Origin of the sequence: Streptomyces sp. NBC_00461 (assembly GCF_036013935.1) — a bacterium.
GTDB lineage: Bacteria > Actinomycetota > Actinomycetes > Streptomycetales > Streptomycetaceae > Streptomyces.
Genome location: NZ_CP107902.1, coordinates 6,538,182 through 6,558,955, shown reverse-complemented (window position 1 = coordinate 6,558,955; position 20,774 = coordinate 6,538,182). Strand labels below are relative to the sequence as shown.

Below are 20,774 nucleotides of genomic sequence, written 5' to 3'. Positions count from 1 at the left end.
CACCCGGCACAAGATGTATGCTCATGCTCGCTGTCGTCGCAGGGGAATCCGGTGCGAATCCGGAACTGTCCCGCAACGGTGTACTCATGCGTGTTCGCACACGTATGGGCGTCAGTCCGAGGACCTGCCGACAGTGCGCCCGGCCGAACCGTCCGGGTGCTCAGACGTCCGGGCCTCGTGGAATGGGCCGGTGGACGCGACGCCGTGCGCGCTCGTGCTTCCCCCTGCCCTCCGCAAGGCCCCGTGCCGAGCGAGGGAGAGCCCCACGTGACCATCGCGCCAGCCGAACCGGCTTCAGCGACACCGTCCGCGACAACGGCGACAACGGACGGCCCGGGAACCGCACTGCTGCGGACCCTGACCGAGCTGACCGCCGGCCTCCCCGGAGCCGACCCCGGCCGGGTCGCCGCCGCCGCGCTGCGCGGCCGCTCGGCGCAGGCGGACGAGGCGGAGCTGCGCGAGCTGGCCACGGAGGCGGCCGCCGGGCTCATCTCGGAGGACCCCGTGTACTCGCGGCTGGCCGCGCGTCTGCTCACCATCAGCATCGCCGCCGAGGCCGCCTCGCAGGGCGTCACCACCTTCACCGAGTCGGTCGAAGTGGGCCACCGGGAAGGGCTCGTCGCCGACCGCACGGCGGAGTTCGTCCGCCTGCACGCCGCGCGCCTCGACGCACTCGTGGACCCCGAGGCGGACGACCGCTTCGGCTACTTCGGCCTGCGCACCCTCCACAGCCGTTACCTGCTCCGGCACCCGATCACCCGCCGGGTGATCGAGACGCCCCAGCACTTCATGCTGCGTGTCGCCGCCGGTCTCGCCGACGACACCCCGTCCGCTTCGGAAACGGGCCCCCGCCCGGTGGACGAAGTCGCCGCGCTCTACGGCCTGATGAGCCGCCTCGACTACCTCCCCTCCTCCCCCACCCTCTTCAACTCCGGCACCCGGCACCCCCAGATGTCGTCCTGCTACCTCCTCGACTCCCCGCTCGACGAGCTGGACTCCATCTACGACCGCTACCACCAGGTCGCCCGCCTCTCCAAGCACGCCGGCGGAATCGGCCTCGCCTACTCCCGTGTCCGCAGCCGCGGTTCACTGATCCGCGGCACCAACGGGCACTCCAACGGCATCGTCCCGTTCCTCAAGACCCTCGACGCCTCGGTGGCCGCCGTGAACCAGGGCGGCCGGCGCAAGGGCGCGGCCGCCGTCTACCTGGAGACCTGGCACTCCGACATCGAGGAGTTCCTGGAGCTGCGCGACAACACCGGTGAGGACGCCCGCCGTACGCACAACCTGAACCTGGCGCACTGGATCCCCGACGAGTTCATGCGCCGGGTGAACGCCGACGAGCCGTGGAGCCTGTTCTCCCCCGCCGACGTGCCCGAGCTGGTCGACCTGTGGGGTGCGGAGTTCGATGCCGCGTACCGCAGGGCGGAGGCGGCGGGCCTCGCCCGCAGGACCATCCCGGCCCGCGAACTCTACGGCCGCATGATGCGCACCCTGGCCCAGACCGGCAACGGCTGGATGACCTTCAAGGACGCCTCCAACCGCACCGCCAACCAGACGGCCGAGCCGGGCCACGTCGTCCACTCCTCCAACCTCTGCACGGAGATCCTGGAGGTCACCGACGACGGCGAGACGGCGGTGTGCAACCTGGGTTCGGTGAACCTGGCGGCGTTCGTGGCCGGTCAGGACATCGACTGGGAACGGCTCGACGAGACCGTCCGCACGGCCGTCACCTTCCTCGACCGCGTCGTCGACATCAACTTCTACCCCACCGAGCAGGCCGGCCGGTCGAACGCGCGCTGGCGCCCCGTCGGCCTCGGCGCCATGGGCCTGCAGGACGTCTTCTTCAAGCTGCGCCTGCCCTTCGACTCGCCCGCGGCCCGCCGGCTCTCCACCCGCATCGCCGAGCGCATCATGCTCGCCGCGTACGAGGCCTCCGCCGACCTCGCCGAGCGCAACGGCCCGGTGCCGGCCTGGGAGAAGACCCGTACGGCCAGGGGAGTCCTGCACCCCGACCACTACGACACGCAACACGCCTGGCCGGAGCGCTGGGCGGCGCTGCGCGAGCGCATCGCGAAGGTCGGCCTGCGCAACTCCCTCCTCCTCGCGATCGCCCCCACCGCCACCATCGCCTCGATCGCGGGCGTGTACGAGTGCATCGAGCCGCAGGTGTCGAACCTCTTCAAGCGCGAGACGCTGTCCGGCGAGTTCCTGCAGGTGAACTCGTACCTGGTGAACGACCTGAAGGAACTCGGCGTCTGGGACGCCCGCACCCGCGAGGCCCTGCGCGAGGCCAACGGCTCGGTGCAGGACTTCGCCTGGATCCCGGACGAGGTGCGGGCGCTGTACCGCACGGCGTGGGAGCTCCCGCAGCGCGGCCTGATCGACATGGCCGCGGCCCGCACCCCGTACCTGGACCAGTCCCAGTCCCTGAACCTGTTCCTGGAGACGCCGACCATCGGCAAGCTCTCCTCGATGTACGCGTACGCCTGGAAGCAGGGCCTGAAGACGACGTACTACCTGCGCTCCCGCCCGGCGACGAGGATCGCCCGCGCGGCCCGAGCCGCCCTCCCCGTACAGCAGTCGGCCGAACCCGATGCGGTCGCCTGCTCCCTTGAGAACCCCGAGTCCTGCGAGGCCTGCCAGTGACCAGCCCCACCCGTAACCCCCAGCTCCTCGACCCGGGCTTCGAGCTGACCCTGCGCCCCATGCGCTACCCGGACTTCTACGAGCGCTACCGGGACGCCATCAAGAACACCTGGACGGTGGAGGAGGTCGACCTCCACTCGGACGTGGCCGACCTCGCGAAGCTCACGCCCGCCGAGCAGCACCTGATCGGCCGCCTGGTGGCGTTCTTCGCGACGGGCGACTCGATCGTCGCGAACAACCTCGTGCTGACCCTCTACAAGCACATCAACTCCCCGGAGGCGCGCCTGTACCTGTCGCGCCAGCTCTTCGAGGAGGCAGTGCACGTCCAGTTCTACCTGACGCTTCTGGACACGTACCTCCCCGACCCGGAAGACCGCACGGCGGCCTTCGCGGCGGTGGAGAACATCCCCTCCATCCGCGAGAAGGCCGGCTTCTGCTTCAAGTGGATGGACTCGGTCGACAAACTGGACCGACTGGAGTCCAGGTCCGACCGGCGCCGCTTCCTCCTCAACCTGATCTGCTTCGCGGCCTGCATCGAGGGCCTGTTCTTCTACGGCGCCTTCGCCTACGTGTACTGGTTCCGCAGCCGTGGCCTGCTGCACGGGCTGGCGACCGGCACCAACTGGGTGTTCCGGGACGAGACGATGCACATGAGCTTCGCCTTCGACGTGGTCGACACGGTCCGCAAGGAGGAGCCGGACCTCTTCGACGACCAGCTCCAGCAGCAGGTGACGGACATGCTGCGCGAGGCAGTCGAGGCGGAACTCCAGTTCGCCCGCGACCTGTGCGGCGAGGGCCTGCCGGGCATGAACACCGACTCGATGCGCCAGTACCTGGAATGCGTCGCCGACCAGCGCCTCACCCGCCTCGGCTTCGCCCCGGTCTACGGCTCCGAAAACCCCTTCTCCTTCATGGAGTTGCAGGGTGTCCAGGAACTGACCAACTTCTTCGAGCGCCGCGCGTCGGCCTACCAGGTGGCGGTGGAGGGCACGGTCGACCTGGACGAGGACTTCTGACGACGCCCGACTGTGATAGATCGAGAGGGTGATCAGCCGTCTCCCTCTCGACGAGCAACTCGAATCCCTGCGCACGGTGCTCTCCCGCAACGACGTACTGACGGACGTCCTGGCGCGGACCGCGTCGCTCGGTCTGCCCGGGTGGTACCTGACCGCGGGATGCCTGTTCCAGACCGTCTGGAACGTCGTCACGGGCAGACCGCCGGCCGGCGGGATCAAGGACTACGACGTCTTCTACTTCGACGACGGCGACCTGTCCTGGGAGGCCGAGGACGCGGTGATCAGGGCCGGTCGGGAGGTCTTCGCGGACCTTCCGGCCGAGGTCGAGATCCGGAACGAGGCCCGGGTGCATCTCTGGTACGAGGACAAGTTCGGGGTGCCCTGTCCGCCGTACCCGAGCACCGAGGCGGCGATCGACAGTTTCGCCGCGACGACCTGTTGCCTGGGTGTGCGGCTGGAGGCCGGCGGGCGGTGGCGGGTGTACGCGCCGCACGGACTCTCCAACCTCTTCAACCTCGTCCTGCGGCCGAACCCCGTCCTCGCCCCGCGCTCCGTATACGAGGCCAAGTCGGTGCGCTGGCAAGGGCAGTGGCCGGAACTGACCGTGCTGCCGTGGCCGCACGGCGGCTCGTCCATGGAGCGTCCATAGGCCCTCCATCGGCCGTCCATGGTGTTCCTATGGAGCGGCAAAGTTCTGCTGACGCATCTGTTCTGCTCTCGTCGCGCCCGGCTACTTTCTGGCCGTCCTGTCATGTCCCGCACACCTCCGTGCGGGACGTTCAAAGTGTCATGCCCATGACGGCATCGCGCCCCGCCGCCGCTACGCGCGTCACAGGCCTGCCATCAGCGTCGAGAACCCCACTCCAACGACGGAGGCAGTACCCCTATGCGTCAGACACGTACCGGTAGCCCCAGACGGAGCCTGCGAAGACTCCTGACCGCCGCCATACCCGCGCTCGCCCTCGGCCTCGCCGGACTCGTCGCGGCCCCCGCGCACGCGGTGCCCGCTGCCGCGCACTCCTCCCACTCCACCCACTCCACCCAGAACGCCAGGGCCCTCACCTCCCCCGACCGGCAGACGTTCCACTCCACCGGTAAGGCGGGCCAGAAGGTGCCGACGCGGCACCTGTGCGCCACCGCGGCCCCCGGACACGCGTCCTGCTTCGCCCAGCGCCGTACCGACATCAGGCAGCGGCTGGCCTCCGCACTCGCCGCCGCCGCGCCCTCCGGCCTCAGCCCGGCCAACCTGCACAGCGCCTACAACCTCCCCTCAACGGGCGGCTCGGGCCTGACGGTTGCCGTGGTCGACGCCTACAACGACCCCAACGCCGCCTCCGACCTGGCCACTTACCGCTCGACGTACGGTCTGTCCGACTGCACCAAGGCCAACGGCTGCTTCAAGCAGGTCAGTCAGACCGGCTCGACCACCTCGCTGCCCTCGAACGACAGCGGCTGGGCCGGTGAGGAGGCGCTCGACATCGACATGGTCAGCGCCGTCTGCCCCAACTGCAACATCATCCTCGTCGAGGCCAACTCCGCCAACGACTCCGACCTCGGCGCCGCCGAGAACGAGGCCGTGGCGCTCGGCGCCAAGTTCGTGTCCAACAGCTGGGGCGGGAGCGAGTCCTCGTCGCAGACGGGTGAGGACACCTCGTACTTCAAGCACCCGGGCGTCGCGATCACGGTGAGCGCGGGCGACGAGGGCTACGGCGCCGAGTACCCGGCGACCTCGCAGTACGTCACCGCCGTCGGCGGCACCGCCCTGTCCACCTCCTCGGGCTCGCGCGGCTGGACCGAGTCCGTGTGGAAGACCAGCAGCACCGAGGGGACCGGTTCCGGCTGCTCGGCGTACGACGCCAAGCCGAGCTGGCAGACCGACACCGGCTGCGGCAAGCGGATGGAGTCGGACGTCTCGGCCGTCGCCGACCCGGCCACCGGTGTGGCCGTGTACGACACCTACGGCGGCTCCGGCTGGGCCGTCTACGGCGGCACCAGCGCCTCCGCACCGATCATCGCCGGTGTGTACGCCCTCGCCGGCACCCCGGGTTCCGCCGACTACCCGGCGAAGTACCCCTACAGCCACACCAGCAACCTGTACGACGTCACCAGCGGCAACAACGGCTCCTGCTCCCCCTCGTACTTCTGCACCGCGGCCACCGGCTACGACGGCCCGACCGGCTGGGGCACCCCCAACGGCACCACCGCCTTCACCGCCGGCAGCACCTCGGGCAACACGGTGACCGTCACCAACCCGGGCAGCCAGTCCACCGCGACCGGCAGCTCGGCCGGCCTGCAGATCAGCGCGAGCGACAGCGCGGGGGCGACCCTCACCTACAGTGCCTCCGGTCTGCCGACCGGGCTGTCCATCAACAGCTCGACCGGCGTGATCTCCGGCACGGCGTCCACCGCGGGCACCTACCAGGTCACCGTCACCGCGTCCGACAGCACGGGCGCTTCCGGCTCGACGTCCTTCACCTGGACGGTCAGCACCTCGGGCGGCGGTACCTGCACCTCGGCGCAGCTGCTCGGCAACCCGGGCTTCGAGTCGGGCAACACCACCTGGACCGCCTCCAGCGGTGTCATCACCAGCGACAGCGGTGAGTCGGCGCACACCGGCTCCTCCTACGCGTGGCTGGACGGCTACGGCTCCACCCACAGCGACACGCTGTCCCAGTCGGTGACGATCCCGGCCGGCTGCAAGGCCATCTTCACCTTCTACCTGCACGTCGACACCGCCGAGACCTCCAGCAGCACGGCCTACGACAAGCTGACGGTCACCGCGGGCTCGACCACCCTGGCCACCTACTCCAACCTCAACAAATCCTCCGGGTACGCCCAGAAGTCCATCGACCTGTCCTCGTACGCCGGCTCGACCGTCACCCTGAAGTTCAGCGGTGCCGAGGACTCCTCGCTCCAGACCAGCTTCGTCGTCGACGACACGGCCGTGACGACCGGCTGATCCCGCTCTGCCTTGCACGACCCCGCACGACCCGCACGACCCCGGGCCCCGGTCGCCGCCTTCGCGGCCGGGGCCCGGCTTGGATCCAGGAGAGCGGGTGACACGTCAGAAGGGAGAGGAGGCCCCCATGCGTCGAACAATCCGCCACACGACCCTCGCCCTCGCGGCACTCACCCTTGTCCTCGCCGGCTGCGGCAGCCAGAGCGACAGCGGCAAGGGCGGCGACGGCACCCACGTGTCGTCCTCCCCCACCCCCACGGGGACCCGGCCGTCGAGCCCGCCGACGAGCCCCACGGGCTGCACGCAGGCATCGACGCTCGGCGCCAAGGACAGCGGCCGGAGCGTGTGCCTGGCGGTGGGCGACACCGTGCGCGTCACCTTGGACGGAACCGCCGAGCGGCCCTGGAAGCCCCTGTCCGCCGACGGCTCCGGGCTCGAACCCACCAACAGCGGGATCGTCCTGCAGCGCGGCGACGCGAGCGCCGCCTTCAAGGCGGTGTCGACGGGAAAGACCCGGCTCACGTCCACACGGCCGCTGTGCGCCGCCCAGACGGGCCGGGTCTCCTGCCTGGGCATTCAGGAGTGGTGGGTCACCGTGGTGGTGAGGTAGCGCTGCCTCGGTGTGAGGCGCTCCGTGGGCGCGGTCCCCGCGGCCTCCCGGCGGGCGCGGTCGGCCTCGCGGATCCGACGGTCGATACGACGATCGTGCGCGATGCCGATCACTGACGGGACGACCATGACGACGAGGATGGCGAGAACGGTCAGCATTCCGATCAGTCCTTCGATGTGTGCCGTATCCATGGACACCACTGTCGTCCCGTTCACTCCTTACAAACAGTGGCAGGACTGCCGTAGGCCCTCGAAATACTGCCAATGTCGAGGCACACTGGAGACATGCTGCAGAACGTTGCCGCCGTCGTGCTGGACGGCGTGAATCCCTTCGAACTGGCCGTCGTGTGCGAGGTGTTCGGCACCGACCGCAGTGACGACGGACTGCCCGTGTACGACTTCGCGGTCGCCTCGGCCGAGGGGCGGGTGCTGAGCACGCGCGCGGGCTTCTCCATGCAGGTCGAGCACGGCCTGGAGCGGCTGGAGGAGGCCGACCTCATCGCGGTACCGGCCGGCGCCTGCTACGGGACCCGGGAGTTTCCGCCCGAGCTGCTGGAGACGCTGCGGCGCGGGGCCGAGCGCGGGGCCCGGGTGCTCAGCGTCTGCTCCGGCGTCTTCGTACTCGCCGCGGCCGGGTTGCTGGACGGCCGGCGCTGCGCCGTGCACTGGCACGACGCGGACCAGCTGGCGCTGGCGTACCCGCGGCTGACCGTCGAGCCCGACGTCCTGTACGTCGACGAGGACCCGGTGATCACCTCCGCGGGCACCGCCGCCGGCATCGACGCCTGTCTGCACATCGTGCGCAAGGAGCAGGGCCCGGACGTGGCCAACAAGATCGCCCGGCGCATGGTGGTGCCGCCGCACCGGGAGGGCGGGCAGGCGCAGTACATCGAGCGCCCGCTGCCCCGCTCGCACGGCGACACGGTCGCCGAGGTGCTGGTGTGGATGGAGCGCCACCTCGACGAGGAGGTCACCGTCGAGCAGTTGGCCGAGCGCGCGCACATGTCGCCGCGCACCTTCGCCCGCCGCTTCCAGCAGGAGACGGGAACCACTCCCTACCGCTGGATCCTGCGCCAACGCGTGCTGCAGGCCCAGCGGTTGCTGGAGGCGACGGACGAGACGGTGGACTCGATCGCCGGCCGAACCGGGTTCGGCAACGCGGCCGCGCTGCGTCACCAGTTCGTCCAGGCGATCGGGACCACCCCGAATGCCTACCGCCGCACGTTCAGGGGACCGGAAGCGGCCTGACGGTCACCTCGGCACCGGCTTCAGCAGCAGCTTCTGCGGGCGCAGCGTGATGCCCACGCGGGTGCGGTCGTCGGAACCGGCCACCTGCTCGAAGCGGTACTTGCTCGCCACCGCCGCCGTGATCAGGGACAGCTGGGCCATCGAGAAGTGGTCGCTGGGGCATTTGCGATTGCCCGTGCTGAACGGACTCATGGCGTGTTTCGGCACGTCCTTGACCCGGTCGGGAAGCCAGCGGTCGGGGTCGAACTCGAGGTTGCCCGTGTACGACTTCGGATCGCGCTGGATCGCGTACGGGCTGTAGACGATGTCGGCCCCGGCCGGAATGCGATAGCCACCGAGTGCCGTTTCGGTCACCGCCCGCCGGGTCAATATCCATACGGCCGGCCGCAAACGCATGGCCTCGACGACGACATTGTTGGTGTGCCTGAGCTTGCGGACGTCGTCGAATGCGACCGGTCGGCCGCCGGTGACCGATTCGACTTCGTCGTGCACCTTGTCGGCGTGTTCCGGGTGTTCCGCGAGGACCTGCAGCAGCCACATGATCGTGGACGCGACGGTTTCGCTGCCGGGGGTGACTATCGCGACGACCTGGTCGTGGATCTCCTGTTCCCCGATGGGGTCGCCATTCTCGTCCTTCGCCTCCAGCAATGCCGTCAGCAAATCGTCCGGCTTTTGACTAGATGCGCGGCGCTCGGCGACGATCTCGTCGACGAGGAGATGCAAATCGGCCAGCGCCCGGTTGAATTTGCGGTTGGGCGGCAGCGGCAGCTTGTACAGCGGCCCGAGCGGGACCACCATCCGCCGGTACATGCCGCGGAAGACGGTGGCGAGCGCGACACACAGCCGCTCGGCCCGCTCGTCCATGTAGTCGCCGCGCAGCAGGCAGCGGGCCGCGACGCGCACGGCGACACGGAAGGACTCGGAGGTGCAGTCGATCGTCTCGCCGGACTGCCAGCGCTCGGTCAGCGCGTGCGCCTCCTCCTCCATGATCGGGCCGTACGCGGGGATCGCGTCGAGCCGGAAGGCGGGCTGGATGGTGCGCCGTTGACGCCGGTGGCGGGGGCCGTTGGCGGTCGCCACGCCCTCCTTGCCGAGCAGCCCCTCCAGGGACTCCCACAGCGGGCCGTCGATCTTGAAGTCGGGGTTGAGCGCCAGGGCCCCGGTCAGCTCCGGGGTGGTGGGCGCGTACACCGTCTTGGGACCGAGCTTGAGCCGTACGACGTCGCCGTGCTCGCGCAGCCCGGACATGAAGGCGAGCGGGTCTCGTACCAGCTTCAGGCCGTGGCCGAGGACCGGGACCGCGCCGCCGGCGAGGGGCGGCTCACGCAGTTCGGATTCCGCATATATCTGCGGTTCGGGCTTCACAGACTCGACGGTCATTTTTCACCTGCCGCTTCGTTGTTGACGTACGGGGGCGTGGACCGGTCGTCCCAGCTGTCGACCATGTAACGGCCGGACTCGTGGTGGAACCAGTAGACGGTCGAGAACCAGTTCCGCATATTGCGGACGCAGGCACTCACGGCGGCACTGAGTTCTTTTCCGCGCACGGTGCCGTCGGCGAGGCAGTCGGCGAACCGTAAGGCACCGCGTTCGGCGACGAGGAATTCGGAGATGCATTTCTCGATGCGCCGCCTCATTTCGGCGACGGCTTCTTCCAGAGTCAGCCCCTGGTGTTTGATGAGACTGATTCCGAGGTTGTGCACCTCGTCGCCCGCGATTTCCTTCGGAAGCGAGCAGAGGTCGTTGTACCACGCGGCGAATTCCTGGCTCAGCAGCGCCGCACGCCGATATGCCGGGTGCTTACGCACGGAGTCCGGGAGTTCACAGCCCACACTCGGCTCCAGCAGATCGGTCCAGATCCAGTGCGCGAAGGTGAGGCGGCGCAGTTCGAGGTATTCCTCGACGGTGGGGATGATCCCTTCGGTGCGGTTCGTGAACTCGCGGTCGTACGCCTCGATCACCGCGTGGAAGTGCCGGGCGAAGCGGGCGTTCCAGGACTCCGGCAGGAACGCGTACAGACGCACCATGCTGTCCGCGAACGCCCCGACCAGGGGGTCCTCGTGGTGCAGGTGGTGCTCGGGGGAGTCGAGGGCCCTGTGCAGGCTGAACCTGAGCCGTCGCCAGGCCGCCGACCGGCCGAACACGATGTCGCGGTCGTGGCGGTCGTCCCAGACGAAGAACCACGCGCTGTAGTCCGCTATCGCTTGGAGGACCTCGTCCGGGGCGCCGAGGTAGTACCCCGCCATGAGGTCGGTGTAGCAAAGTCGGTCGGCATATTCCTCCACCTTGTCCGCCGGCATGAGCCGTTTCTCCAGCAGCCAGGTGCGTGTCTTGTCCTGCAATCGAGGCCAATACGGATGCAGTTGTCGGGGAAACGCTGCCTCGATCACTGGAAGTGAGAGTGACGGTGGGACCGCGATCGCAGTCGCTGTGGTGCTGTGTGAGAAAACAGGCACGAACAAACCCCTCTCAGCCGCCAGTTGCGCACGCCCCTCCCGCGATGCCGGGCGTGCGCCGTTGCGTATCCCCGCACATCCCATTCAGCACTACAACTGACCGTTCTGGGAACGGATTTGCTCCACTCACTACCCCAACGTGCCGAGAATCTCCCCTTGTGTGACTGAATATGGATCGCTACCGGCACACATCCGATCGAACGTGCGACGGACACACGAACGGCACCTGGTCAGCGAGGTGAACGTGAACAGGCGCCGTGCGTATGGGAGTGGTGATCGGTGATGAGGGTCGTGAGACCTCAGTCGTTGGCAACCACGGGGTAGCGAGGATCGTTCTCGGCCATCTGCCGCAGCGCGTCCTTGCGCTCGCGCTTGGACAGGCGGTCGATGTAGAGGTATCCGTACAGGTGGTCGGTCTCGTGCTGCAAACACCGGGCGAAGTAGCCGGTGCCGCGAACCCTGATCGGGTTGCCCTTCTCGTCCTGCCCGGTCACCTCGGCGTAGTCGGGACGGGCGAGCGGTGCGTACGCGGTGGGCACCGACAGACAGCCCTCGTTGCTGTCGTCCAGGCGGCGCCGCTCGGCGGGCAGGTCGACCAGCTTGGGGTTGCAGACGACGCCCACGTGCCGCGCGCCCTCGTCGTCACCACAGTCGTAGACGAAGACCTTCAGGTCGACGCCGATCTGGTTGGCGGCCAGGCCCACGCCCTCGGCGGTGTGCTGGCTGGCGAACATGTCCGCGACCAGCTGCTGCAGCTCCTCCCCGAAGTCGGTGACGTCCCTGCACTCCTTGTGCAGCACCGGGTTCCCGACGACCGTGATCGGCCGCGAGGTCCCGGCCTCCCGCCAGGCCTGCTCCCGCTCCTCGGCCTCCTCGGTGTCGATGACGAAGCCCTCGTCGTCCACGGGGAGCACGCCCGCGTGCTGCTGATCGGTGTCCTGCTGCGCCATGACCGACGTATGCCTTCCTGCAACCATGAGAATTCTGCGACTACAGCCTAGAGGGAGTTCCGCAGGGAGGTCTGTTCAGCAGACTTCTTCGAGGTCCCGCCAGTCCCTGGAGTCCGGGCTGTCGGCGACCCACCCGTCGAGCAACCCCCGCACCAGCGAGGCCGGGGCGGCGACGCCGCACTCCCGCTCGGGCACCCACAGCTGCCCGTCGGTCCGATGCCCGAGCGGCCCGGGGTGTCCCGGCTCACTGTGGTCGTGCGGATCCAGGTGCTCTCCGTCACCCTCGTCGGACGGCATCTGCGACTCGGAGCACATACGACACAGCAGCCGCACGGAGGACGACCAGTCCTCCGCGGCGAAGCCCGCGTCCGCGGCCAGCTGCTCCAGCGCGTCCCGGTCGGCCTCGGTGGCCGCCTCAAGGAGCACCACCCAGGTCGGCACGGGCGACGGCGCCCACAGCTCGATCTCGTCGAAGACGGGGTAGGAGTGCCCGGCCGCCGTGGTCCGCTCGCCGTGCGGCACCCCGTCGTGCAGCACGACCTCGCCCCAGCGCCGCCCGGAGGACGGCAGGGGGATCGACAGCACCTCGATACGGGCGGGGTCCAGCCGCCGCCCCCACACCACCTCGGCCTCCCCCTCCGGGGACAGCCGCACGACGGCGCTGCCGAGGTCCATGCCGAGGGGCTCCCCGGACGCGGTGGCCATGCCCGGTACCCGCAGCCCGTACGCCTGCCAGGCCCGCCGGGCGAGCGGCCAGTCCTGCAGGGCGGTGGCCGCGATGCCGACGTTCCACCAGTCGGGCGCCCCGCTCTCCCGGTCGAGCAGTGCGACAGCCCGCAGGCCCGCCGCCCGGGCCTGCTCCCAGTCATGCCGGAACTTGTGCAGCAGAGCGAGGTTGAACCAGGACTCGGACAGCCAGGGCTCCAGATCGGCGGCACGTGTCAGCAACGCGCCCGCGTCCTCGTACCGGCCGTCCCCGATCAGTGTGAAGGCCCGATCGGTGGCCTGCCGCCAGGAGGCGGAGGGCCGGTGCCGTCCCTTGCCGAAGATCCTCACGATTCCCTGCCAGTTCCGTGGAGTGGGCTGGCTAGTGCTGCCCCCGGACACACCCTCTCATTCGCATCCAACCACGTACGGCTGGAAGGGCGCTCATTACCCATGGGTTACCCAGCCGCGGGCAGGGTCAGACAGCCCGCCCGTCACCCGCCACCACCCCCGGCCGAAGCTCCCCCGGAGCCGAACGCCTGGGCGGCGCCCCCGCCGCGCCGGCCCCCGGACTGGGCAAGGACCCGGGCCAGCGATTCCACCACCTCGGGCGCGTACTCCTCCGCGGTGGCCAGTCGCAGCTCCTCCAGGGCCGTCAGGGGGCCGCCGGGCCCTGCGTCGCGTGCCTTCTCCTCGTAGGCGTTGACGGCCCGCACGATCCGCGCGGCGACCGGCTGCTCCCGGTAGGGGTCGGCCTGCCGCTCGACGACCACGGCGACCGCCGCGTCCACCCCGGTCTGGCGTACGACGGCGCCGCCGAGCAGGGCGATCCGGCGCTGCTCGGGCGCGGGCAGCGCGGCGGTGGCGCCGGCCGGCACCGGGTCGAGAAGGCTCAGCTGGCCGATGTCGTGCATCAGGGCCGCGTACTCCAGAACGGTCAGCGCGGGCCGGGTGAGCCCCAGGTCCCGCCCGACGGCGCGGCTGAGGGTCGCCACGCGCAGGGCGTGCCCGGCGGGGGTGTAGCCGGCGATCTCGGTGGCCCGGGCGAGGGAGGTGATGGTCTGCCGGTAGATGGTCCGCACGGCGGCGTACCGGCGCAGGGACAGCTGGGTCAGCAGCAGCGGAAGCGAGAACACGGGCAGCGCCCACAGCCCGACGACGGCGACCGCGAGCGCCATCACGGCGCCCGTGGCGCACACGGCCGAGCCGATGCCGAGGAGGGCGTGCAGTTCGTCCCTCAGGAGCGGACCGAAGGGCCAGCGGGTCCGGGAGTGCGCGAGTGCGGCGGCGAGCACGGCGTCGCACAGCGCGGTGAGGCAGAGGATCGCGAGCAGCAGCAGCGCGTACGCGGGACCGCTCCACCGGCTGAACGTCCCCCGGTTGTACAGGGGTTGGAAGCAGGCGGCGGCGAACGCGACGGTGAGCACGCGCCGCGCGAGATGGTCGAGCACGGGTCCCCGTCCCCGCGCGATGTGCGGCACGCTGCCGATCAGTGCGGCGGCGAGGACGACGGCGACGACCTGGGTGACGCCGTGGTGCGTGGGCCGCCCGGCGTCCTCTCCGAGCAGGGCGTACGCGAGGGCTCCGGCGGCCCCGAGCGGCGCGGCCTCCCTGACCCGCGAGCCGGTCCACCGGTGGAGCTCGCCGACGGTGACGAGCAGGCCGAAGGCGAGCGCGGTGGGGCGCTCCTGGAGGCCGCTCACGCGGGTGACGGCGAGACAGCCGACGGCGAGCAGGGCGGCGCAGCCGTGAATGAGGGCCGTCAGGGGTGGCGGGGCACTCATCGGTGGGTTCTCGGACGGATGGGGACGGGCGTGGCCTGTGCGGGCGGGCGCGGCTGCTCCTGTGCGGTGACCGCGGGATGCCAGCCGTTGCGGCACAGGGCCCGCATCAGTGCCGTGACCATCCGCGGGTCGAACTGCGATCCCGCACACCGCTCCAGCTCCTGCAGAGCGGCCGGCACGGGCCGCGACCGCCGGTAGGAGCGGGTGGACGTCATCGCGTCGAAGGCGTCCGCCACGGCCACCACCCGGGCCGATTCGGGGATCTGGGCGCCCCTCAGTCCGTACGGGTAGCCGCTGCCGTCCAGCCGCTCGTGATGGTGGAGTACGGCGGCCCGCGCCTCACCGAGGAAGCCGATGCCGCGCACCATCTCGTGTCCGTACTCGGGATGCAGTTCGATCACCCGCCGTTCCTCGGGAGTGAGCGGGCCGTCCTTGCGCAACAGCCGTGTGGGGACGCCGAGTTTGCCCACGTCGTGCAGGATTCCCGCGAACCTCAGCACCTCGACGCGCTCGTCGTCCATGCCGAGTTCACGGGCGATCATCATCGAGGCCTGGCCGACGCGTTCGCTGTGGCCGCGCGTGTACTCGTCCTTGATGTCGACGGCCTGGACCAGCGCGCGGATCGTCGCCTGATGGGCGGCGCGCTCGCGGTGGTACTGCGCGAAGACCCACCAGGACACGCACATCGGCAGCAGGACGAGCAGGGCGGCGACGGGCCCGTACGGGCTGCGCCACAGGACGGCCATCATCAGCCCGGCGAGCCCGTGCACGGCGACGGGCGCGAGGGATCGTACGAGCAGGCCCCGCCAGGCGCGTCGTACCGGCAGCCGGTCGGCCAGTGCGCGGATCCCGCCGTCCAGGGCGGTCAGCGCCAGGCAGAACGCGAGCACCGCGGCGCCGGCGGGCACCAGCGCGTACGGGAAGTCGCAGGCGACGACCGCGTGCCGGCCGCCCAGCGCCCAGTGCACCCGGCTCGCGGCCCACACGCCGAGGACCAGCTGGGCCGCCCGCCAGGCCCGCCGCAGGCGGCGCGGCCGCCGGTCGATCCGGGAGAGCAGCGCACCCGGCAGCGCGACGAGCGCGGCGGCGGGCGGCGGCAGCAGGAAGGCGGCGGCGAGCAGGACGGGGTAGAACGTTCCGGCAAAGCGCCATCGCGCGGCGGCCTGCTCGCAGGCCGCGTACAGCACGGCCAGCAGGGCGATCGCCCACCAGGGCGTACGCGTGCCGGGCAGGGGGAGCACACAGAACAGGGCGCCGAGGGCCGCGCAGGCGACATACACACGTGCCCCTGCCGGAACCGCCTCCATCGCGCCCCTCCCCCGGCCGGCCAGCTCTGGCTGAGGAGCCTAGGGCGGTATCGGGGGAGTTCGCGGGCTTATGAACCGCGGATTAGCACGTACGAGTGACGACAGCCCGTTGCGGACGGGGTCCGGTGGGGTCAGGACTCCTGCGGGGTCGCGGTCACGTCGTGCTCGGGGACGGCCTGCCCGGAGCGGATCAGGTCGAGCCGCCCCATGACCTTGGCGCGCAGGTCGCTCGGCACGTCGTCATGCCCGCAGCACCGCTTGACCAGCTTCTTCACGGCCTGCTCCAGGCCGTACTTCTCAAGGCACGGCGAGCACTCCGTGAAGTGCTGCTTGAACTTGTCGCGGTCGACGTCCGGCATCTCGCTGTCGAGGAACTCGTAGAGATGGTCGAGGACCTCACTGCAGTCCGTCTCGTGCGGCTCTCCGCAGCTCATGAGCCCGAGCCTTTCGCTTCGTTCGACTCTCCCGCGCCCGCCGGGACCAGTCCGCGCTCACGGGCGTAGTCCTCGAGCATGCCGCGCAGTTGGCGACGGCCCCGGTGCAGCCGGGACATCACCGTACCGATGGGGGTCCCCATGATGTCCGCGATCTCCTTGTACGCAAAGCCCTCGACGTCGGCGAGGTAGACGGCGATGCGGAACTCCTCGGGGATCGCCTGGAGTGCTGCCTTCACGTCCGAGTCCGGCAGGTGGTCGAGCGCCTGCGACTCCGCGGAGCGCAGACCCGTCGACATGTGCGACTCGGCACGGGCGAGCTGCCAGTCCTCGATCTCCTCGGCCGCCGAGCGCTGGGGTTCACGCTGCTTCTTGCGGTACGAGTTGATGAACGTGTTCGTGAGGATCCGGTACAGCCACGCCTTGAGGTTGGTGCCTTCACGGAACTGGTGGAAGGACGCGTACGCCTTCGCGTACGTCTCCTGCACCAGGTCCTCCGCGTCGGCAGGGTTGCGCGTCATGCGCAGCGCGGCCGAGTACATCTGGTCGAGGAATTCGAGCGCGTCCCGCTCGAAGCGCGCACTGCGCTCCGAGGTCGACTCCGCGCTGACGCCCTGGCCCTCGGGCAGCTCCGCCTGGCCGTTGTCGGTCCCTGCGTCGATCCCAGTGACCGGACCCACCTCCTCAAGATTGCGGGCAGCACCGAGACCGGTACCACCAGAATCGGAGGATAGACGACGACCCGTCCCCGCCGCCCCTCGAATAGGGGTGGTCTTGGCCGCAGACAGCACCGTCCAGTCCAGGTCAGTGCGGCTGCTGCGGCTCGGACATACGGTCGAACCCATGCGGCGGACTTCCTCTCCCACGACGTCGGTGCTGGTGGTTCAGCACTTCTGTCCCGCTCAACACCAGGGCCGGTCCGCAACATTCCCGAGCCTTTACTCCAGTGATCCGGCCCACTTCACGACGGCGTCCGTGATGATCGCCACGGCCTCCTCCTGGCCGATATCCGCCCGCTTGGGTACGGCGAACCCGTGATCGCCGTACGGCACCTCGACCAGTTCGTATACACCGTGGGGGAACTCGTCCGGCTTCCCGAACGGGTCGTTGCCTCCCTGCACGACGAGGGTGGGCACCCCGGCCCCGAGCAGTTCCCCGGCCCGGGACTTCTCCGGCCGTCCCGGCGGGTGGAGCGGAAAGCTGAGGGCGAGCACGGCACGGGCGCCGAGTTCGGTCGCGGTCCGGCAGGCGACCCTGGCGCCCGCACTGCGCCCGCCCGAGATCACCGGCAGCCCGGGCCCGGCCAGCGCCGGCCAGATCCCGCGCCACCCCACGTCGAGCGTGCGAGGCGCGGGTGCCACCTTCTTGCCGGCCACCCGCCAGGGCTGCTCCACGAGGGCGACGCTCACACCGTGGCCCGGCAGGACCTGGGCCAGCGCCCGCAGGTCCCGCGCCTCGATGCCGCCGCCCGCACCGTGGCTGACGGCCAGCACGAGCCGCGCCTTCGTCGCCCGGTGCCAGGTGATGCGGGCGTCCCCCGCATCCGTAGCAATGATCTCGGTCGTCACGTCAGAAGAGTGTGCCCTCTTCGGGCCCCTCCAGCTCCTTCAGCAGCTCCGGTCCGTTGTTGCGGACGTTGCTGACGGCCGTGGACACGGGGTAGGCGCGCATGAGGCCGGCGGGCGGCGCCTCCAGCAGGGTGCGCAGGTCGTCGAGTTCGGTGCGGGAGGGGTCCAGCCAGGTGTCCCAGCGGTCCGGGGTGAGCATCAGCGGCATCCGGGGGTGGATGTCGGCGAGCGCGTGCGGGCCCTCGGCCGGGGCCACCGCGAGCGGGGTCGTCTCCGCCTCGGTGGTGATGACGGAACAGGTGACCCACCAGGCCTGCGGGTGGTCGTCCGGGAGGGTCTTGTCCCGCCAGAACTCGTACAGGCCGGCCATCGCGAAGACCGAGCCGTCGGCGGGCAGCACGAAGTACGGCTGCTTGCGCGGCCGCTTCTTCTTCCCCTCGACCTCCAGGTCCCGCTCCTGCGTGCCGGTTACCCACTCGTAGTAGCCGTCGGCGGGAATGATGCAGCGCCTCGACATGAACGCCCGCCTGTACGACGGCTTCTCGTGCACGGTCTCCGCGCGGGCGTTGATCATCCGGGCGCCGCCCTCGGGGGTCTTCGACCAGGACGGAACGAGGCCCCACTTGAGCTTCCTCAGCTGGCGAACCGGTCGCGGGTCCTCCACGTCCTTAACAGTGCGGTCGAGGACGGCGTACACCTCCTTGGTGGGCGCCACGTTGTAGTCGGGGGCCAGGGTCTCCTCCGGCTCCCACTTCTCGATCTCAAAGATTCCTGCGAGATCCTCGGGCCTACGACTCGCTGCATACCGTCCGCACATACGTGCCACACTGCCAGGCCCGCCCGTCGCCCTGCCACCACCTCGCACGACAACGGCCCTGCGCGCCAGCCCTTTCCACCGACCAACGGGAGCCACCGCCGCCCATGGACAGCACCGCATCCTCGCTCGCCTCCCTCTGGGACCGGGTCTTCGGCACCCAGCCCGACCCCGACCTGTGGGTGGTGCTCGCGACCCTGGTCGCCGCGGTCGCCGTGACCGTCCCGCACGGCGTCTGGCGCCTGGCGCGCAACGCGATCACCATCGCCCACGAGGGCGGCCACGGCCTGATAGCTCTGCTCACCGGCCGGCAGCTCACGGGCATACGTCTGCACTCCGACACCAGCGGCCTCACCGTCAGCCGCGGCAAGCCGCACGGCCTGGGCATGATCCTCACCGCGGCGGCCGGCTACACCGCTCCCCCGCTGCTCGGCCTCGGCGGCGCCGCGTTGCTGGCCGCCGGTCACATCACGCTGCTGCTGTGGCTGGCGACAGCGCTGCTGGTGGCGATGCTGGTGATGATCCGCAACGCGTACGGCGCCCTGACGGTAGTCGTCACCGGTGGCACGTTCCTGCTGGTGTCCTGGCTGGCCGGCCCCCAGGTCCAGGCGGCGTTCGCGTACACGGTGGTCTGGTTCCTGCTGGTGGGCGGCGTACGCCCGGCCTTCGAACTCCAGGCGAAGAGGTCACGGGGCGGCGCGGGCGACTCGGACGCGGACCAGCTGTCGCGACTGACCCACGTACCGGCCGGGCTGTGGCTCTTTCTTTTCCACGCGGTGTCGCTGTGTTCGCTGATAGGCGGCGGCAGGTGGCTGCTGGAGGTGTGAGCGCGGCCCGAAGGGGCGCAGGTCACAGGGGGGTGGGGCGGCGCGGGTGAGCGTCTTTACCGCGGGGCGCGACCGGCCTCACGGCGCCGCACTCGACCGACGGCCTGCTTATAAAGTGGGGCCATGGCCCCGAACCCCGCACCCACCGCCCTCTGGCCCGCCCCCCACGCGAGCGGGGCCGTCGACGCGACGGTCCACGTGCCGGGGTCCAAGTCCGTCACCAACCGGGCGCTCGTGCTCGCCGCCCTCGCCTCCGAACCCGGCTGGCTGCGCCGCCCCCTGCGCTCCCGGGACACGCTGCTGATGGCGGGCGCCCTGCGCGCGATGGGCGTCGGCATCGAGGAGGGCGTGGGCCCGGACGGCACGGGCGAGACCTGGCGGGTGCTGCCCACGGGCCTGCACGGCCCGGCCACGGTCGACGTGGGCAACGCCGGCACGGTGATGCGCTTCCTGCCGCCGGTCGCCGCGCTCGCCGACGGCCCCATCCGCTTCGACGGCGACCCGAGGTCGTACGAGCGTCCCCTGACCGGCGTGATCGACGCGCTGCGCGTGCTCGGCGCCCGGATCGACGACGACGGGCGGGGCGCGCTGCCGCTGACGGTCCACGGGGGCGGGGCGCTGGACGGCGGCCCGGTGGAGATCGACGCGTCCTCGTCGTCCCAGTTCGTGTCGGCCCTGCTCCTGTCCGGCCCGCGCTTCAACCAGGGCGTGGAGGTCCGCCACATCGGCTCCTCCCTGCCCTCCCTCCCGCACATCCGCATGACCGTCGACATGCTGCGCGCGGTCGGTGCCCAGGTGGACACGCCGGAGTCGGGCGGCGAGCCGAACGTGTGGCGGGTGACGCCGGGCGCGCTGCTCGGCCGGGACCTCACCATCGAGCCGGACCTGTCCAACGCGCAGCCGTTCCTGGCGGCGGCCCTGGTGACGGGCGGCAAGGTCGTCGTACCCGACTGGCCGGCGCGCACCACGCAGCCCGGCGACCAGCTGCGGGAGATCTTCACCGACATGGGCGGTTCCTGCGAACTGACCGAGTACGGGCTTGAGTTCACCGGTTCGGGTGCGATCCACGGTATCGACGTGGACCTGGGCGAGGTCGGCGAGCTGGCCCCGGGCGTCGCGGCGGTCGCGGCCCTCGCGGACTCCCCCTCCACCCTGCGGGGCGTGGCCCATCTGCGGCTGCACGAGACGGACCGCCTGGCCGCGCTCACCAAGGAGATCAACGAACTCGGCGGTGACGTCACCGAGACCGCCGACGGCCTGCACATCCGCCCGCGCCGCCTGCACGGCGGGATCTTCCACACGTACGAGGACCACCGCATGGCGACGGCCGGCGCGATCATCGGCCTGGCGGTGGAGGGCGTGCAGATCGAGGACGTGGCGACGACGGCGAAGACCCTGCCGGACTTCCCCGATATGTGGACCGGGATGCTCGGGGCGTAGGGACTCAC

19 protein-coding genes and 1 riboswitch are annotated in these 20,774 nt (G+C 70.4%); of the genes, 8 read left to right on the top strand and 11 right to left on the bottom strand.

Features of this window, described 5'->3' with window-relative positions:
• Window positions 1–17 precede the first annotated feature (17 nt).
• Window positions 18–146, top strand: a riboswitch (cobalamin riboswitch).
• A 121-nt stretch (window positions 147–267) separates the two neighbouring features.
• From OG870_RS30795 to OG870_RS30775, 5 genes are all read left to right on the top strand, one after another.
• Window positions 268–2,649: a ribonucleoside-diphosphate reductase subunit alpha gene (locus tag OG870_RS30795; protein WP_266589834.1), complete on the top strand. Its 2,382-nt coding sequence runs from the start codon at window positions 268–270 to the stop codon at window positions 2,647–2,649.
• 59 nt (window positions 2,650–2,708) lie between these two features.
• Window positions 2,709–3,665, top strand: coding sequence for a ribonucleotide-diphosphate reductase subunit beta (locus OG870_RS30790; protein WP_405626881.1), 957 nt, complete (start codon window positions 2,709–2,711; stop codon window positions 3,663–3,665).
• A gap of 28 nt (window positions 3,666–3,693) precedes the next feature.
• Window positions 3,694–4,314, top strand: coding sequence for a nucleotidyltransferase family protein (locus OG870_RS30785; protein WP_327691714.1), 621 nt, complete (start codon window positions 3,694–3,696; stop codon window positions 4,312–4,314).
• Between the two features lie 237 nt (window positions 4,315–4,551).
• Window positions 4,552–6,624, top strand: coding sequence for a putative Ig domain-containing protein (locus OG870_RS30780; protein WP_266844003.1), 2,073 nt, complete (start codon window positions 4,552–4,554; stop codon window positions 6,622–6,624).
• A 127-nt stretch (window positions 6,625–6,751) separates the two neighbouring features.
• On the top strand, window positions 6,752–7,234 hold the full coding sequence (locus OG870_RS30775) for a hypothetical protein (protein ID WP_266844005.1): 483 nt from the start codon (window positions 6,752–6,754) through the stop codon (window positions 7,232–7,234).
• Here OG870_RS30775 and OG870_RS30770 read toward each other — a convergent pair.
• Complete coding sequence (locus tag OG870_RS30770; protein ID WP_266521297.1) at window positions 7,201–7,425, bottom strand: hypothetical protein; 225 nt, start codon at window positions 7,423–7,425, stop codon at window positions 7,201–7,203. The genes OG870_RS30775 and OG870_RS30770 overlap by 34 nt on opposite strands.
• A gap of 93 nt (window positions 7,426–7,518) precedes the next feature.
• On the opposite strand from OG870_RS30770, the gene OG870_RS30765 reads away from it, so the two are divergent.
• Window positions 7,519–8,481 (top strand): GlxA family transcriptional regulator, encoded by a 963-nt coding sequence (locus tag OG870_RS30765; RefSeq protein WP_266844007.1) that lies wholly within the window; start codon window positions 7,519–7,521, stop codon window positions 8,479–8,481.
• Between the two features lie 3 nt (window positions 8,482–8,484).
• On the opposite strand, the gene OG870_RS30760 is transcribed toward OG870_RS30765, so the two are convergent.
• The 10 genes from OG870_RS30760 to OG870_RS30715 form a co-directional block, all read right to left on the bottom strand.
• Window positions 8,485–9,861, bottom strand: a complete 1,377-nt coding sequence (locus OG870_RS30760) for a bifunctional albaflavenone monooxygenase/terpene synthase (RefSeq protein ID WP_266521292.1) — start codon at window positions 9,859–9,861, stop codon at window positions 8,485–8,487.
• On the bottom strand, window positions 9,858–10,937 hold the full coding sequence (gene cyc1, locus OG870_RS30755) for an epi-isozizaene synthase (protein WP_266592479.1): 1,080 nt from the start codon (window positions 10,935–10,937) through the stop codon (window positions 9,858–9,860). Before cyc1 ends, OG870_RS30760 begins: the two co-directional genes overlap by 4 nt.
• Before the next feature lie 299 nt (window positions 10,938–11,236).
• Entirely contained in the window at window positions 11,237–11,887 is a 651-nt protein-coding gene (gene def, locus OG870_RS30750; RefSeq protein WP_266521290.1) for a peptide deformylase, read from the bottom strand.
• Between the two features lie 75 nt (window positions 11,888–11,962).
• Entirely contained in the window at window positions 11,963–12,943 is a 981-nt protein-coding gene (locus OG870_RS30745; RefSeq protein WP_266844010.1) for a tetratricopeptide repeat protein, read from the bottom strand.
• Window positions 12,944–13,086: 143 nt separating this feature from the next.
• Window positions 13,087–14,376 carry an HD-GYP domain-containing protein gene (locus tag OG870_RS30740; RefSeq protein ID WP_266844012.1) on the bottom strand — a complete coding sequence of 430 codons (1,290 nt, stop codon included), beginning with the start codon at window positions 14,374–14,376 and terminating at the stop codon, window positions 13,087–13,089.
• A complete protein-coding gene (locus tag OG870_RS30735; RefSeq protein ID WP_266521284.1) occupies window positions 14,373–15,683 on the bottom strand; it encodes an HD-GYP domain-containing protein in 1,311 nt (436 codons plus the stop codon). Before OG870_RS30735 ends, OG870_RS30740 begins: the two co-directional genes overlap by 4 nt.
• A 131-nt stretch (window positions 15,684–15,814) precedes the next feature.
• Window positions 15,815–16,117, bottom strand: coding sequence for a mycothiol system anti-sigma-R factor (rsrA, locus tag OG870_RS30730; RefSeq protein ID WP_266521282.1), 303 nt, complete (start codon window positions 16,115–16,117; stop codon window positions 15,815–15,817).
• A complete protein-coding gene (sigR, locus tag OG870_RS30725) occupies window positions 16,114–16,797 on the bottom strand; it encodes an RNA polymerase sigma factor SigR (protein WP_266684643.1) in 684 nt (227 codons plus the stop codon). The genes rsrA and sigR overlap by 4 nt, the downstream gene beginning before the upstream one ends.
• Window positions 16,798–17,055: 258 nt before the next feature.
• Window positions 17,056–17,685 (bottom strand): alpha/beta hydrolase family protein, encoded by a 630-nt coding sequence (locus OG870_RS30720; protein WP_266521277.1) that lies wholly within the window; start codon window positions 17,683–17,685, stop codon window positions 17,056–17,058.
• Between the two features lies 1 nt (window position 17,686).
• On the bottom strand, window positions 17,687–18,502 hold the full coding sequence (locus OG870_RS30715) for an SOS response-associated peptidase (RefSeq protein ID WP_266521275.1): 816 nt from the start codon (window positions 18,500–18,502) through the stop codon (window positions 17,687–17,689).
• 104 nt (window positions 18,503–18,606) lie between these two features.
• Here OG870_RS30715 and OG870_RS30710 point away from each other — a divergent pair, with 104 nt between their 5' ends.
• Both OG870_RS30710 and aroA read left to right on the top strand, forming a co-directional pair.
• Entirely contained in the window at window positions 18,607–19,326 is a 720-nt protein-coding gene (locus tag OG870_RS30710; RefSeq protein WP_266589823.1) for a M50 family metallopeptidase, read from the top strand.
• A 123-nt stretch (window positions 19,327–19,449) separates the two neighbouring features.
• A complete protein-coding gene (gene aroA / locus OG870_RS30705) occupies window positions 19,450–20,766 on the top strand; it encodes a 3-phosphoshikimate 1-carboxyvinyltransferase (RefSeq protein WP_266521271.1) in 1,317 nt (438 codons plus the stop codon).
• Window positions 20,767–20,774 lie beyond the last annotated feature (8 nt).